This is a genomic window from Xanthomonas arboricola (assembly GCF_002940665.1).
GTDB lineage: Bacteria > Pseudomonadota > Gammaproteobacteria > Xanthomonadales > Xanthomonadaceae > Xanthomonas > Xanthomonas arboricola_B.
In genome coordinates this window covers 433,541-448,531 of sequence record NZ_MIGY01000001.1, presented here as the reverse complement: position 1 = coordinate 448,531, position 14,991 = coordinate 433,541, and the positions used below count along the sequence as shown (strand labels likewise).

Here is a 14,991-nt window from a genome sequence, read left to right as displayed (position 1 = left end):
ACCGACGGCGCAGCAAACGGGCAGTGGCTGCGCAGTGGGTGGGGCACGTGAGCTTCGCTCCGTACCCTCACCCCAGCCCCCGCTCCGCGCCCCGGCCCGCGCTTGCGGCGCGGGCGCTCCAAGGCACGCGCGCCCATGGCGCGCCAGCTTTGCCTCCTCGCCCCGAGGGGAGAAGGCTCAGTGTCTAACTAATGGAGCAGGGGTCCAAGGTTTCGGCGCAGCGAAACCTTGGGCAACCCGCAGGGCGAAGCCCAGGGGGTTACTGCAGCAGCGAACGCAGCATCCAGGCGTACTTTTCGTGGGTCTGCAGGCGCTGGGTCAGCAGGTCCACGGTCGGATCGTCGCCGGCGTCGTCGGCGGTACCCAGCACCTTGCGCGCGGTACGGCAGACCGCTTCGTTGCCGCTGACCAGCTGGCGCACCATTTCACGCCAGTCGGCGCTGTCGCTCAGCCCCTGTTCTTCCGGGATCGAGGTCAGGGCGACGAACTCGCTGTAGGAGCCCGGTGCGTTGTAGCCCAGGGCACGGATGCGCTCGGCGACTTCGTCCAGCGCGGCCCACTGTTCGGTGTACTGGGTCTCGAACATGGTGTGCAGCGAGTTGAACATCGACCCGGTGACATTCCAGTGGAAGTTGTGGGTCTTCAGATACAAGGTGAAGGCGTCAGCCATGTAGCGGGCCAAACCGTCGGAGATCTGCTTGCGATCGCTGTCCTTGATCCCGATATCGATGTGTGGTGCCGATGCTGCGGCGACCGGAAGTGCATCCAGTGCTTCATTGATGACGACGGGCTTGTTGGCGTTCTTTTTCTTGGACATGGGAATGATCCTCCTGAGGGAACTGATATCGGGTCACAATAGACAGGCTAAAGGATCTTCTGTCATTCAATCTTTCACATTTTTCCATCAATGAGCGCTATCGACACCGACCTTGCCACCACCTTGCGTGAGCGCCGCCGCGCCGTCGATGGCGCGATGAGCCGCGACCGTGGCCGGCTGCTCGGTCTATGGTCGCGCTGGCAAGGCAAGCCCGGCAACGCGCAGGTGCGGGAGGCGTTCGAGCAGGCGCTGGCGGCATCGCAGGCGCAACGCCAGGCGCGCGCCGAGCAGCAGCCGGCCATCACGCTGGACGAGCAACTGCCGATCGCGCGCGAGGCTGAGCGCATCGTCGCGCTGATCCGTGACCATCAGGTTGTCGTCATCGCCGGCGAAACCGGCTCTGGCAAGACCACCCAGCTGCCGAAGCTGTGTCTGGCGGCCGGGCGCGGTGCGGCGGGCATGATCGGCTGCACCCAGCCACGCCGGATCGCCGCGCGCGCGGTGGCGGCGCGCGTGGCCGAGGAGCTGAAGACGCCGTTGGGCACCACGGTGGGCTTCCAGGTGCGCTTCGCCGACCGGGTCGGCGAGCAATCGCGGATCAAGTTCATGACCGACGGCATCCTGCTGGCCGAGATCGCCAGCGACCGCTGGTTGTCGGCCTACGACACCATCATCGTGGACGAAGCGCACGAACGCAGCCTCAACATCGATTTCTTGCTCGGCTATCTCAAGCAGTTGCTGCAAAAGCGCTCCGATCTCAAGTTGATCGTCACCTCGGCCACCATCGATACCGGGCGTTTCGCACAGCATTTCGATAACGCGCCGGTGATCGATGTGGAAGGCCGTACCTTTCCGGTCGAGGTGCGCTACCGGCCGCTCGAAGGCGAGGCCGGCGACAGCGGCGACAGCGGCGACAGCGAGCGTGGCAATGGCCGCGATGGCGAACGCACCGTCAACGATGCGATCGTGGCGGCGATCGACGAGATCACCCGCCTCGATCCGCGTGGCGACGTGCTGATGTTCCTGCCCGGCGAGCGCGAGATCCGCGATGCGCACCAGTCGCTGGAACGGCGCAAGTACCGCGAAACCGAAGTGGTGCCGCTGTACGCGCGGCTGTCGGCGGCCGACCAGGACCGGGTGTTCAACCCGGGGCCGCGTCGGCGCCTGGTGCTGGCCACCAATGTGGCCGAAACTTCGCTGACGGTGCCGCGCATCCGTTACGTGGTGGACCCGGGTTTTGCGCGGATCAAGCGCTACAGCCCGCGCCAGAAGCTGGACCGGCTGCATATCGAACCGATCTCGCAGGCCAGCGCCAATCAGCGCATGGGCCGCTGCGGGCGCATCGCCGAAGGCATCTGCTACCGCCTGTATGCCGAAGCGGATTTTGCCGCGCGGCCTGCATTCACCGATCCGGAAATCCGCCGCTCGTCGTTGTCGGGCGTGATCCTGCGCATGCTGCAACTGGGCCTGGGGCGGATCGAGGATTTCCCGTTCCTGGAAGCGCCGGACGAGCGTGCGGTCGCCGACGGCTGGCAGCAGTTGCTGGAGCTGGGCGCGATCGATGCCGAACGGCGCTTGACCGCGACCGGCCGCCAGATGGCGCGCCTGCCGGTGGACGTCAAGCTGGCGCGCATGCTGGTGGCTGCGCAACAGCACGGCTGCCTGCGCGAGATGATCATCATCGCCGCCTTCCTGGGCATCCAGGATCCGCGCGAGCGCCCGCCCGAAGCACGCGAAGCGGCCGACAACGCGCATGCGCTGTTTGCCGATGCACGCTCGGAATTCGTCGGCATCCTGCGGCTGTGGGAGGCGTACCGACAGGTGCACGAAGATCTCACCCAGTCCAAGCTGCGCGACTGGTGCAACCGGCATTTTCTCGGCTTCCTGCGCATGCGCGAGTGGCGCGAGCTGCATCGGCAGCTGCGCCTGTTGTGCGAAGAGCTGGGTTGGAGCGAAGAGCCCGCCACCGCGATGCTGGCGCCATTGCTGGCCGGTGCCAGCGCGCCTGCGCGCGAGGATGGGCACAACGCCAACCGGCCCACGCGCGGGCAGCTGCATCGCGCTGCGCGGCTGGCACGCGAAGGCAAGCCGGATCCGAACGCGCCACCTGCACAACACGTCTCTGCTGCTGCCGCCAAACAGGCCGAAGCGGCCGAAGCGGCGGCACGCACCAGCGAGCGCGAACGTGCGGCGGCGTATCAGGCCTTGCATCGCGCGCTGTTGGCGGGCCTGCCGACGCAGATCGGCCATCGCACCGAAAAAGGCGACTTTCTCGCCGCGCGGCAACGCCGGTTCGTGCCGTTTCCTGGCTCGGCATTGGCACGCAAGCCGCCGCCGTGGATTCTGGCGGCCACGCTGCTGGATACGCAAAAGGTCTGGGGCATGACTAATGCCGCGATCGAGCCGGACTGGGCGATCGCCGAGCTGGGACATCTGCTGGCGCGCAAGCATTTCGACCCGCATTGGTCGCGTGCGCAGGGGCAGGTGGTAGCGTCCGAACAGATCAGCCTGTTCGGCCTGGTGCTGGCGCCGAAGAAGCCGGTCCATTTCGGCAAGATCGACCCCGCCGGCGCGCATGACCTGTTCGTGCGCCAGGGCCTGGTCACGGGCGAAATCAATACGCGTGCGGCGTTTATCGCCGACAACCTCAAGGTGCTGGAGCAGGCGCGCGAAGAAGAAGCCAAGCTGCGTCGCGCCGGCATCGTTGCCGACGAAGACTGGCAGGCGCGCTGGTATCTGGACCGCATTCCGGCCGAACTGCATTCGGCCAGCGGGCTGGATGCATGGTGGAAAGGCCTGCCGCCGGACAAGCGCCGCAGCCTGCACTGGACATTGAACGACCTGCTGCCGGGCGAAGGCAGCGAGGCCGATCGTTTTCCGAAGTATTTCCCGCTGGGCGATGCGCGGCTGCCGCTGCATTACCGCTTCGAGCCGGGCGCCATCGATGACGGCGTGACGCTGGATGTGCCGTTGCACCTGCTCAACGCGCTGGATCCGGCGCGGCTGTCGTGGCTGGCGCCGGGCTTCGTTGCCGACAAGGCATCGGCCCTGATTCGCAGCCTGCCCAAGGTGCAGCGGCGCAATTATGTGCCGGCGCCGGATTTCGGACGCGCGTTCTACGAGGCCTACAGCATCGCCTCGGCCGACGACATCCGCGGCGAGCTGGCGCGCTTCCTGACCAAGGCCACCGGCACCCAGGTGGCGGCGCTGGATTTCGACGAAGAGTCGCTGGACACGCATCTGCTGATGAACCTGCGCCTGCGCGATGACGGCGGCAAGGTGCTGGCCGAGTCGCGCGATCTGGATGGATTGCGCGCACGCTTTGGCGAGCGTGCCGGCCAGGCCTTTGCCGCGCGTGCAGGGCGCGCGCTGGCTGCCGAGGGCTTGCGCGATTTTCCGTCCACGCCGATTCCCGAACAGGTTGCCGGCGAAGCCGGCGTGCCGGCCTATCCGGCGCTGGTGGATCGGGGCGACGACGCGGCGCTACGCATCTTTGCCGACCGCAACGAGGCGGCGCAGGCGCATCCGCGCGGCGTGCGCCGGCTGCTGGAAATCGCGCTGGCCGACAAGATCAAGCAGGCGCGCAAGCAGTTGCCGGTGTCGCCCAAGACCGGCCTGCTGTACGCGGCGATCGAATCGCAGGAACGCCTGCGCGGCGATCTGGTCGATGCCGCGCTCAACGCGGTGCTGGCCGATGGTCTGGGCGCGATCCGCGATCCCGGTGCCTTTGCGCAGCGCCGCGACGAGGCGATCAAGCGCCTGTTCGGCGAGGCGATGGAACGGCTGAAGCTGGCCGAAAGCATTCTCGCCGCGGTGGCCGAGCTCAAGCCCCTGCTGGAAGCGCCGTTGATGGGCTGGGCGCGCGGCAACCTGGACGATATGGAGCAGCAGCTGCGCGCGCTGGTGCACGCCGGCTTCCTGCGCGAAACGCCGGCCGAGGCGCTGGCCAATTACCCGCGCTATCTCAAGGCGATGATCCTGCGGACCGAGCGCGCCAAACGCGATCCGGCCCGCGACCAGGCACGCATGCTCGAACTCAAGCCGTTCGTGGATGCATTGGACCAGGCGGCTGCGCGTGGTCTGCAGCAACGTGATGAATGGCAGTCGCTACGCTGGGACCTGGAGGAATTGCGCGTGTCGGTGTTCGCGCAGGAGCTGGGTGCCAGGTCGGGCGTGTCGGCGAAGAAGCTGTCGCAGCGGGTGGCTGCGTTGCGCAACTGAATGGTGATCGATGCGCTGGCGATGACGGCTTGCCGTCATCGCCAGCGCGCTGTGTCCGCGCAGGTTCTGCCATCGACTGGCGGCCCAGGCCGAGCGCTGCGCTTGGAACGGCCAACGAAACTCAGCGAGCAGTCGTCAGCAGGGCGTGGAAGGCGCGCTCTGAACCGGCATCTGCGGGTGGTGCATGCCGATTCCGAGTGCCGGCCGCGCCCGCCTGGCGGTGAGCGCCGTGCTTTTTGCCAGCCGCGCTTAGAACTTCATGTGCAGGCTCGCCATGTAGCGGCGCCCGCTCCTGTAGCGACCGGCCAGATGGTCGGTGTCGCCGAGGTACTGCAGGTATTGCTCGTCCAGCAGGTTCTGCGCGTCGATCTGCAGCGACCAGTTCGGGCTGAACGCATAGCCGATGCTTGCGCCGAGTTCGGCGTAGTCATCCACGCTTGCCGGCGCGGCACCGGCCACGTAACCGCCGGCCAGATAGCTGTCGCGCCAGTTGTAGGTCAGCCGTGCATTGAGCGGGCCTTTTTCGTAGTACGGGCTGACTGCCACGCTGTTGCGCGACTGGTAGGGCAGGGCATCGCCGGTGTTGTTTTCGCCATTGGCGTAGGTGTAGTTGGCGGTCAGGCCGAAACCGCTGTCGCCGAATGGCTGCTGGAACGCGATGTTGAAGCCCTTGACCTTGCCATCGCCGGCATTGCGTGGCCGCTGGATGCTGTAATCACAATAGCCATCGGCGGTGCAGCCGTTGCTGCCGAGCAACTGCGCCCAGCTCTGCGGCGCGGTATCGCGCAGCGCGTTGTACTGGCGCTCCACGCTGGCGCTGGTGTCGATGTAGTTGTCGATCTTCTTGTAGAACAGCGACCACGCCACCACCGACTGCTGCGCAAAGTAATACTCGGCCGATAGGTTGAAGTTCCAGGATTCGTACGGCGACAGCTCGGCATTGCCGCCGCTGCCGGTCAGTGTGGTGTCGTTGAGGAAGGTGTTGTTGACCATCTGGTTGTACGGCGCCCAGGCGATCACCTTGGCTGCGGCAAGACGGAACACCCAATCGTCGGCGGCCTCGTAGGACAACGTGAGCGAGGGCAGCAGGAAATCCTCCTTGCGCGTGCGGGTCTGCCACAGGTCCCCGGCGTTCTGCAGTGTGGGCGTGCCGCTGTAGACGAAGCCGCTGCCCTCGGTTTTCGAATCGACATACCGCAGCCCGAGATTGCCGCGCAAACCGCCGCCGGAGAAATTCAACTGGGCGTAGGCGGCGTTATTGGTCTGCTGCAGCGCCCAGGTGTTGTTGAGATAGCTGGCCGGATCCGGCGCGGCGTAATCGACCGGGCTGTTGCGAATCCAGTTCAGCACGTTGTTGCGGCCTGCCTGCACATGCCGGCCGTGATCCGGATAGAAATCCTGCAGATCGGTCAGCCCGATCGTGCCCACGTCGGCCAGCGTGCCCGGCGTCACGCCGCCATAGACGTTGAGTTCGAAGCGTTCCTCATGCTTGCCATGACGTACGCCCAGCAGCAGTTGGTTGAACACGCTGTCGAACTGCAGATTCAGATCGAGTTGTCCGTAGGTGTGCTTGCTTTCGGTGGAAAAGATGCCGTTATTGCCGAACCAGCCGCCGGCAGACCCCCAGCTGGCCGGATCGCGCGCACGCGCCGGATCGTCGAAACGGATGCCGCGCCGCGTATCCCAGCTGAAGCCGCCGTTGTAGAACGGCTCGATGAAATACTGCGATAGATCCTTGTTCTCGGATCTGCTTTGGCCCACCTGCCCATTCAATCCCCAGCCGTCGCCGCGAAATGCACCGCGCAGGTCCAGGCCCTTGGTGGTCACTTCCGATTCACGCACGTTGTTGTCGTAGATCACGGTGCCGCCGAGCGGGTCGGCATTGGCAGCGGAATGCCCGCTGGTCACCACGCCATTGCGCAGGCCGCCGAGTTGATCCACTGCCGCGACCGTGCCGGCATTCCAGGTCAGGAAGCTGTACATCGACTGGTTGTAGTTGTCGAAGTTTTCGTTGATGTACAGGCCGCTGAGGTTGAATTCCAGCGCCTGGCTGGGCTTGAGTTGCAGGTTGACCACGGCGCTGTTGCGCTCGCGATCCTGCTGGAACCAGGCTGCGTTGATCGAATTGGGCACGTCCGCATCGGCGGGCACGCCGCCTGCGGCATTGGCGAACGTGCCGGCCGGCGCGTAGCCGAACACTTCCATGCCGCGGCGATCGACGCGTTCTTCGTAATGCTGCGCCGACACGGCGACGCCGAAGGTGTCGGCCGCGTTCTTCCAGCTATACAGCAGCGCCGCGTTCGGTTTGCCTTCGCTGGCCTGCTCGCTGTAGCTGTAGCCGATGGAGGCGGCCACCTCGTTGACGTTCAGGTCCAGCGGCTGCCGGGTGTGCATCAACACGGTGCCGCCCAGGCTGCCTTCGGTCAGGCGCGCTTCGGAGGATTTGAGGATTTCCGCACGGCCCAGTATTTGCGGCGCCAGCAAGGTGTAATCGAATCCGCGGCTGGGTTGCTCGCCATAGAGCCAGATCGCCTGGGCCACCGGGTGGCCGTCCAGGAACGACAGGTTGAGGCTGGGGTCGGTGCCGTCGATGCTGACGCGCTCGCCCTGGCCGAAGCGCCGGTCCAGGGTGACGCCGGGAATCTGCGACAGCGCCTCGGCTACGTTGGTGCTTGGAAACTTGCCGATATCTTCGGCGGTGATCGCTTCGGAAATGCCGGCGTTGTTGCGTTTGGTGTCGAGCGATCTTTCCAGGCTGGCACGGATGCCGACCACCTGCACGGCATCCAGATCGGTGGCCTGTCGGTCGACCGCGTCCTGGGCTTGCGCAGCGAATGCCAGCGACAACGCGATCGCGCTGGACAGCAGGGTGGTGCTGTATTTCATGATGTCTCTCCTCATCACGCACAGGGATGGACGGCGGGCTGCTGCACGCCGGATGCGGGTCTTGCAGACGCGCGCTCGGGGCCGAGCGCGTGGTGGATCGCTTACGACAGGTCAGCGGGGTGTTGCAGATACCAATTGGCCGCGCCGAGCACGCCCAGTTGCCCGTGCTCGACCAACTTGACCGGAATGCGTTCGAGCACCGCGCGCATGCGTCCCTTGTCCAGAAAACGCTCGCGAAAGCGGCTGCTCTGCAGAAACGGGCCGATCGCCGGCAAAAAGCCGCCGGCCAGATAGATGCCGCCGGCCGCGCCGTAGGCCAGCGCCATGTCGCCGACCGCGCTGCCCAGCACCGCGCAGAAGATCTGCAGGCAGTCGCGTGCCAGCGCATCGTCGTCGCGCAGCGCGGCATGCGTGATCGCGGCCGGCAGCCGGTGGCGTGGCGTGGCGCCGTGCAATTCGCACAGGGCGTTGTAGAGATGCAGCAGGCCGGGTCCGGACAGCACATGTTCGAGCGGTAGATAGCGCTCGCCACGCAGCAGGATCCGCAGCAGCTGCAGCTCCATCCCGTCGTTGCTGGCCAGGGCGACCTGGCCGGCTTCGGTGGCGAGCACGATCGGCCGCGGCTTGGCATCGATCCAGACCGCCGCACCCAGCCCGGTGCCGGGGCCGACCACCAGGATCGGGCCGGTAGCGCGCGCATGCCGGGGTGTCGGTCCGCTCAGTTGCAGCACGGCGCGTTGTTCCATCAGCGGTGCGGCGTAGGCCACCGCTTCGAAATCGTTGACCAGGCGCACGCTGGGCACGGCGAGCGTGGCGCGAATGCGGCCCGGCGAAATCGTCCATGGCAGGTTGTTGCTGATGAAGCTGCCGTCATCCAGCGCGACCCCGGCACTGGCGATCACCACGGCCTCGACGTCGCGCCGTTGCTGCAGGACGTCGGCAAGGATGGCCTCCAGACTGGCGTGTTCGGCGCAGCGATAGGTGCGGTAATGCGACAGCTCGCTCGCAGCAGTGCCTGCCCGCGCGATGTGGCCGACCCGCACATGCGTGCCACCTACGTCGGCCGCGATAAAGCCGGTGGCGACCGGTGCGGTGGGCAGGTCAGAAGCGAGAGCAGAACGCGAAGTCGCAGCCACGTGCAGTCCTTTGGATTCGTCCGACCGGCCAATGCGATCGGCGAGTAGCGGCCTGTGTAGAAGTTGGTGACAACGATGTCAATGGTTCAGTCGGGTTGGATCGATCTTGTCGGCGGACTCAAGTGCAAAATGGCTCGGTTCGACATCGTTTATGCGGACTTGATTGCGCAAGGCGGGCGAAAGTGTCCACTCAAGTCATGGCCCATTCTGACCGCTGGCACCGTTGTCGGTCCCAGGACGCTGGCGCAGCGTCGACATCGACCCTCGATATCGAGACGGCCGGCCTGATTGGGTGAGCGATCCGCGGAGCCGCCGACTCAGCGTGCAGGCGCCGCAGCGGCAGTGCCCGGCAAGGTGCTGCAGGCCGCGCCGTCGGTGGGTGGCGCCTGCGTCGGGTACTGCTGCTTGCCGAGCACGTAGGTCTGACTGGTGGCGACGAAGCCGTCCGCGTAGGTGGCCTCGACGAAGTACGCGCTCCAGCCGGCATCGGGAGTCTGCACCGGTACCGACACCGTGTTGCCGCGCGTAGGCGCGATCGGCGTGGCGCTGTAACGAATGCCGCAGGCATAGCGAAAATCGCGTGCCGCCGGGTTGTTCGCCTGCCACAGACGCAATTGCGCAGGGCGCTCTGAGGAGCGGAAGCGGATCTGCGAATGTTCGCCTGCGTGTAGGGAATCGCGCACCGTCGGCAATGCACGCTGCTGCTGCAGCCGGTTCACGAAAGGCACCAGGCTGTCGACGATCGAGGCGCGGATGCCGCTGTGCGCGCTGTTGGGCACCATGCGCAGCGCCTTGCTGCCGGGCAGCGCGTTGTAGAAGAACTGCGTGTTGTCCGGCAGGAAGAAATCGTCGCCGCTGGCATTGACGATGTACTTGGGCACGGCCAGGCGTTTGCGCTGCGGCGTGTGCAGATAACTCAGCGGGTCCTGCAGTTGCACCAGTTGCGCAAATGCCGGCGTGTGCAGCTGCGCGGTGATTCCCTGCCTGGCATAGGCGCCGAATGCGATCGGCCAGTTGCCGCCATAGGCCCGAGACATGTGCTCGAGCACGGCCGGCATATTGAGGATGTCGATCACGAACGGCACCACGGCCTCCACGCGCGCATCGGCAATGGTGGCGTGCCAGCTGGCCCAGCCGCGCTTGGAGGCGCCGGCGAGGATGAAGCGATGAATCTGCAACGGCGCCAATTCGCGTTCGGCCAGGCTCATGGTGCGCGCGATCGCCGCGGCCATCGGCACATGCAGCGGCATGGTCTTGCGTCGTTGCGGCGATGCCAGAAACAGCGACCAGCTGTAGGCGACGCTGTCGTCTTCGCGGCGCGGCCTGCCATCGTTGCGGTAGGTCAGTGCCTGGCTGGGCAGATCGCCGAGCGCGATCACCACGGTGCGGCTGCGTTGCGCCAGTGCGGCCAGGGCCTCGGGCGGCAATTCGCTGGACGGTTGCGGCGCGCCGCCATCGGCCGGTTGGCGGGTGCCATTGGTGGAGATCAGCAGCGCACGCGTCGGCAACGCATCCGCCGGCACGTAGATGGCCACATCGTGCTGCCAGCTGGCCGGCTGCACCAGGTCCTCCGGCGACCACTGCTGCGAGGTCAGCAGGTAATCGCGCCGCTCGACACCGTCCACCGTGCTGGTGGCCACACGCCGGTAGACCAGCGGTTGGCGCTCGATGGCGTCGCGATAGCACACCAGCGCCTGGTCGATGCCGACCTCGGGCGCTGCGGCGCACTGCTGCGCTGACAGCGGGGGCGCCGTGGCCGCATCTGCAGGCGCAATGCCTGCGAACCAGGCCAGTGACGCCAGCAACGCCAGGCTGCAACGTGTCATCCAACGCATGCGTGTTCTCCGGGTGGCCTGCCGCAGTCTGCGGTGACGGGCCGGCAGTGTTCCGGCGCGCTTACTTGACCCGGCGCACCTTGGCCTGCGTGTTGTAACCCTCGATCTGCAGATACCACACGCCGACCAGACCCGGCTTGATCTTGACCTTGGGCGCCTCATTGCGCACGCCCGACAACGTCGCAGCGTCGGTCTGCTCCCAGTCCTGGCCATTGGCGAGCGTGTACACGCGCCCCTTCGAAAAACCCTTGAACTCGCCGACGATGTTGCTCTGGATCGGCTCGTTGCTGCCGAAATCGAAGAAGCCGCGGTTCTTGACGATCACTTCCTGGCGGCCGGCCTCCTTGGCTTGTTCGACCACGACCGCAGCTTCCTTGGCGACCTTGCCCTGCAGCCAGTCGTTGAGCGCGGCCAGTTCGCCGGCATCGAGCTTGTCCAGACCGGCGGCCTTGAACTGCTCGGCGCTCATCTGCGACTGCAGGTCGCCCTGCACCGCGCGCTGCGCGAGGGCCGGGCTGGCGTTCAGGGCGAGGGTCAGGCAGACCAGCAGGGGAATGCGGCGCGCGAGCGACATGGAGACCATCCGATCAGAGGAGGCGGCTAGTGTAGACGCTAGCCCGCGCCTGCCGCAGCCGGCTACGGCGCGTCGGCGGTGCGTGCGTCTGCGCTGGCCGATGCCGCGCGTTCGGGGCGGCCGGGGCGGCGGTAGACGAATTCCGGCGGCGGTGTGGCGGCCTCGCGTTCGGCGGTGGCGCGCACCTGGGCATGCCGCGGCGAGCGTTCGCAGACCGGGTCCAACGTGGCGGCATCGCCACTGAGCGCCAGCGCCTGGCAGCGGCAACCGCCCCAGTCGATCTCGCGCTTGGGGCAACCCTGGCAGACCTCCGGCATCCATGCGGTGCCGCGGAAGCGCACGAAGGCCTCGCCGTTGTTCCAGATGTCGGCCAGCGACCGCTCGCGCAGGTTGTCAAAGCGCATGCCGTCGATAGTCTCTGCCGCGTGGCAGGGCAACACATCGCCGCGCGGGGAGATGTTGACGAAGCGCTGGCCCCAGCCGCCCATGCACGGCTTGGGCTGGCGGGCGTAGTAATCGGGGGTGACGAAGTCGATCGCCAGGCGGTCGCCGAGCTCGCGGCGGGCGGTTTCCACCGCATCAATCGTGGCCATCAGCTGCTCGCGGCTGGGCATCAGCGCGGCGCGATTGCGCAGGCCCCAGCCGTAGTACTGGGTATGCGCCACTTCAATGCGTTCGGCCTGCCATTCCAGCGCCAGCGCGATCATGCCGGGCACGCGCCCGGCGTTATGGCGATGCAGCACCGCATTGAGCGTCAGCGGCAGGCCGCGCGCACGCGCGGCCGCGGCGAACTCGCGCTTCTTCGCCAGGCTGTTGCGATAGCCGGCAATACGGTCGGCACCGGCCGGGTCGACGTCCTGCACGCTCAGCTGCACATGCTCCAGTCCGGCTGCCTGCAACTGGTCCAGCATCGGCTCGCCCCCGGCCACGCCGGAGGTGATCAGGTTGCTGTACAGCCCGAGCGCGCGTGCATGCGCCACCAACTCGGGCAGGTCCTTGCGCAGCATCGGTTCGCCGCCGGAAAAATGTGCCTGCAGCACGCCCATGTCGGCGGCCTGCTGCAGCAGCGAGCGCCAGCCGGCGGTGTCCATTTCCTCGCGCAGCGCCGCCAACGCGATCGGGTTGGAGCAATACGGGCAGGCCAACGGGCAGCGATGGGTCAGTTCCAGCAACACCGACAGTGGCGGCGGGGCGATGGTCATAGCCGCAGCAGGCGCTTCTGATGCAGCGTATTGGTGAGTTCGATCACATCAATCTCGATATCGGCCGCGTCGGCAGCGAATTCGCCCGCCAGTTCCTGCGCGATCTGCGCCAGCGAGCGCGTGCCGTCGTAGCGCTGCGCCACCACCAGTGCGATCTCGTCCAGCTCCACCACCCGTTCCGGCGCCAGCAGCACCCATTGGTCGCGCGCGCGGTCGTGCTGCAGGCGCACGCCTGCGCGCAGGGCCGGCTGGCTGTCGCGGGTAATGCTGCTCACGCCGCGGCCCGGCTGGCGTCGCGGTCGGGCACGAACGCATCCGGCCACACGATGCCGGGGGCGACGTAAGCCACGTGCAATGCATCCAGCTGCGCCCACAGCACCGAGCACTTGAAGTGCAGCGCGGCCTTGACCAGGGCCTGTTTTTCGACGGTATCGGCGTGCTGCTTGACGTAGTCCAGCGCAAAATCCGAATCGCGTGGCGCCTCGGTCAGGCGATGCTCGAAATAGGCCAGCGCTTCGGGCGAGACGAAGTCGTAATGCTTGAGCATGCCGGCCACCCGCCGGCCGATGATGTTGGGGGCGAACAGCTCGGTCAGCGAGGAGGCGATCGCCTCGAGCAGGCTTTTTTCGCGCACGAACTGCAGATAGGCCTGCACCGCGAAACGGGTGCCGGGCAGTAGCGCACGGCCGGATTCCACCAGCGTGCGATCCAGGCCGAGCGCATCGGTCAGGTGCAGCCAACGCGCGATGCCGCCGTCGCTGGGGCTGTTGCCGTCGTGATCGAGAATGCGTTGCCGCCAGATCCGCCGCAACGCCGGGTCTTCCATGCGCGCCAGGATCGCGGCGTCTTTCAATGGAATGCAGCGCTGGTATTCGAAGCGGTTCAGCGCCCAGGCCTGGACCTGGCCGCGATCGAGCTTGCCCTCGTGCAGAAGCGCGTGGAAGGGATGCTGGTCGTGATACAGGCGGGCACCGATGGCACGCAGGTCCGCTTCCAGCTGGTCCGGGGTGAGCAGGGTGGTCACAAGGTGATCTCCAGGCCGTCGTGCGCGACGTCCCAGCCGCTGGCACGCGCGCTGGCGTACTCCGGCGAGTGGGTGTCGAGCACGGGATTGGTGGTGTTGAGATGGATGAAGATCTTGCGCGCCACCTCCAGCGGGGCGAACGCGGCAATCGTGCCGTCGGGGCCGTCGATGCTCATGTGGCCCATGCGCTGGCCGGTCTTCTGGCTGATGCCTAGTTGCACCATTTCGTCGTCGCGCCACAGCGTGCCGTCGAAGAACACCAGTTCGGCGCCTTGCAGGCGCGCGCGCAAGGCGTCGGTCATCGCCGCGCAGCCGGGAATGTAATGCACGCGGTGCCGGCCATCGTCGATGGTCAGCCCGAGGGTTTCTTCGTTGGAGCCGGCCAGGTCGCCGCCACTGCGCGACTCCATGAACAGCGGCACCTTGCCGGGCACCGAGAACGGCGTGAGTTGCAGGCCCAGCAGCGACACCGGCGTGTCCAGCGCAAACGGCTGGCGCTCCACGTAGGCGGGATTGACCGCGTCGAAGATGGGGTTTTGCGACAGCAGATCCAGCACGCGGCTGCTGGCATGCAGCGAGAATACCTGGCTCTCGCGCATCGACAGCAATCCGGCGATATGGTCGATCTCGCCGCTGGTCAGCAGCACCGCTTCGATCGGCGAATGCCGCAAGTCGCGCTGCGGCCAGAGTGCGGGCGTTGCAAGAATTTGTTGACGGAAGTCGGGTGAGGCGTTGATCAGGGCCCAGCGCTGGCCATCGGCACTGACGGCGATGCTGGCCTGGGTACGACGTTGGGCACCATCGGCTTGTTGCCATGCCCGCCGACTGGCGGGTGTGTGGCAATTCCACTGCGGGTGCCCACCGCCGGCCGCCGATCCCAGAACGATGATGCGCATGGAGAACTGTTACCTGTCTGCCGGCGATTGCCGGTCATGCATCGGGAGGAAGGGCGGCAGGTGAGCTCAGAATTCGCCGGAGACGTAGCAGTTGATCTCGGCGCCACAGTTGACTTCACGAACGACAGGCTTCTTCCAGGTCTTCATCGGCTACCTCGCAGTTGGTTGGAATGACGTCGCCGCGGCAGGACGCAGCGACAACGCCACTGGAGGATAGGCAGGCGGTTTGGGCGAGTTGTAAAAAGCACGTAAAAAGCCGATTGAGCGTGTCGATTGGCCTGCAGCATTGCCGCATTTGCGGCGCACAGCGGTTGCGAATCAAGACGTTGGCGGGTGAACCGACCATAAGCGCAAGCGTGCGGCATTGCGCCAGCGACAGCGTAATTGCGCGTTGTGGAGA

11 protein-coding genes and 1 other RNA gene are annotated in these 14,991 nt (G+C 66.3%); 1 reads left to right on the top strand and 11 read right to left on the bottom strand.

Annotation, left to right across the window (positions count from 1 at the left end; genetic code table 11):
* Nucleotides 1–259 precede the first annotated feature (259 nt).
* Nucleotides 260–817 (bottom strand): Dps family protein, encoded by a 558-nt coding sequence (locus XarjCFBP7645_RS02040; protein ID WP_016903711.1) that lies wholly within the window; start codon nt 815–817, stop codon nt 260–262.
* Between the two features lie 90 nt (nt 818–907).
* On the opposite strand from XarjCFBP7645_RS02040, the gene hrpA reads away from it, so the two are divergent.
* The gene (hrpA, locus tag XarjCFBP7645_RS02035; protein ID WP_104536049.1) at nt 908–5,038 is read left to right on the top strand and encodes an ATP-dependent RNA helicase HrpA; all 4,131 of its coding nucleotides are present in this window, start codon (nt 908–910) and stop codon (nt 5,036–5,038) included.
* 109 nt (nt 5,039–5,147) lie between these two features.
* Here the strand turns inward: hrpA and XarjCFBP7645_RS02030 are convergent.
* From XarjCFBP7645_RS02030 to pqqA, 10 genes are all read right to left on the bottom strand, one after another.
* A non-coding RNA gene (locus XarjCFBP7645_RS02030) (sX9 sRNA) lies at nt 5,148–5,224 on the bottom strand.
* Nucleotides 5,225–5,287: 63 nt separating this feature from the next.
* Nucleotides 5,288–7,924, bottom strand: a complete 2,637-nt coding sequence (locus XarjCFBP7645_RS02025; protein ID WP_104536048.1) for a TonB-dependent receptor — start codon at nt 7,922–7,924, stop codon at nt 5,288–5,290.
* 101 nt (nt 7,925–8,025) lie between these two features.
* Nucleotides 8,026–9,060 carry a glucokinase family protein gene (locus tag XarjCFBP7645_RS02020; protein WP_047127021.1) on the bottom strand — a complete coding sequence of 345 codons (1,035 nt, stop codon included), beginning with the start codon at nt 9,058–9,060 and terminating at the stop codon, nt 8,026–8,028.
* 317 nt (nt 9,061–9,377) lie between these two features.
* Complete coding sequence (locus tag XarjCFBP7645_RS02015; RefSeq protein WP_047127020.1) at nt 9,378–10,895, bottom strand: PhoPQ-activated pathogenicity-related family protein; 1,518 nt, start codon at nt 10,893–10,895, stop codon at nt 9,378–9,380.
* A gap of 61 nt (nt 10,896–10,956) precedes the next feature.
* Nucleotides 10,957–11,469, bottom strand: coding sequence for a hypothetical protein (locus tag XarjCFBP7645_RS02010; protein ID WP_047127706.1), 513 nt, complete (start codon nt 11,467–11,469; stop codon nt 10,957–10,959).
* Between the two features lie 62 nt (nt 11,470–11,531).
* Nucleotides 11,532–12,671: a pyrroloquinoline quinone biosynthesis protein PqqE gene (pqqE, locus tag XarjCFBP7645_RS02005; RefSeq protein ID WP_047127019.1), complete on the bottom strand. Its 1,140-nt coding sequence runs from the start codon at nt 12,669–12,671 to the stop codon at nt 11,532–11,534.
* Nucleotides 12,668–12,946: a pyrroloquinoline quinone biosynthesis peptide chaperone PqqD gene (gene pqqD, locus XarjCFBP7645_RS02000; protein WP_047127018.1), complete on the bottom strand. Its 279-nt coding sequence runs from the start codon at nt 12,944–12,946 to the stop codon at nt 12,668–12,670. Before pqqD ends, pqqE begins: the two co-directional genes overlap by 4 nt.
* Nucleotides 12,943–13,695 (bottom strand): pyrroloquinoline-quinone synthase PqqC, encoded by a 753-nt coding sequence (pqqC, locus tag XarjCFBP7645_RS01995; RefSeq protein WP_047127017.1) that lies wholly within the window; start codon nt 13,693–13,695, stop codon nt 12,943–12,945. Before pqqC ends, pqqD begins: the two co-directional genes overlap by 4 nt.
* Entirely contained in the window at nt 13,692–14,591 is a 900-nt protein-coding gene (gene pqqB / locus XarjCFBP7645_RS01990) for a pyrroloquinoline quinone biosynthesis protein PqqB (RefSeq protein WP_104536047.1), read from the bottom strand. Before pqqB ends, pqqC begins: the two co-directional genes overlap by 4 nt.
* Nucleotides 14,592–14,657: 66 nt before the next feature.
* The gene (gene pqqA / locus XarjCFBP7645_RS01985) at nt 14,658–14,738 is read right to left on the bottom strand and encodes a pyrroloquinoline quinone precursor peptide PqqA (RefSeq protein WP_002812057.1); all 81 of its coding nucleotides are present in this window, start codon (nt 14,736–14,738) and stop codon (nt 14,658–14,660) included.
* Between the last annotated feature and the right edge of the window lie 253 nt (nt 14,739–14,991).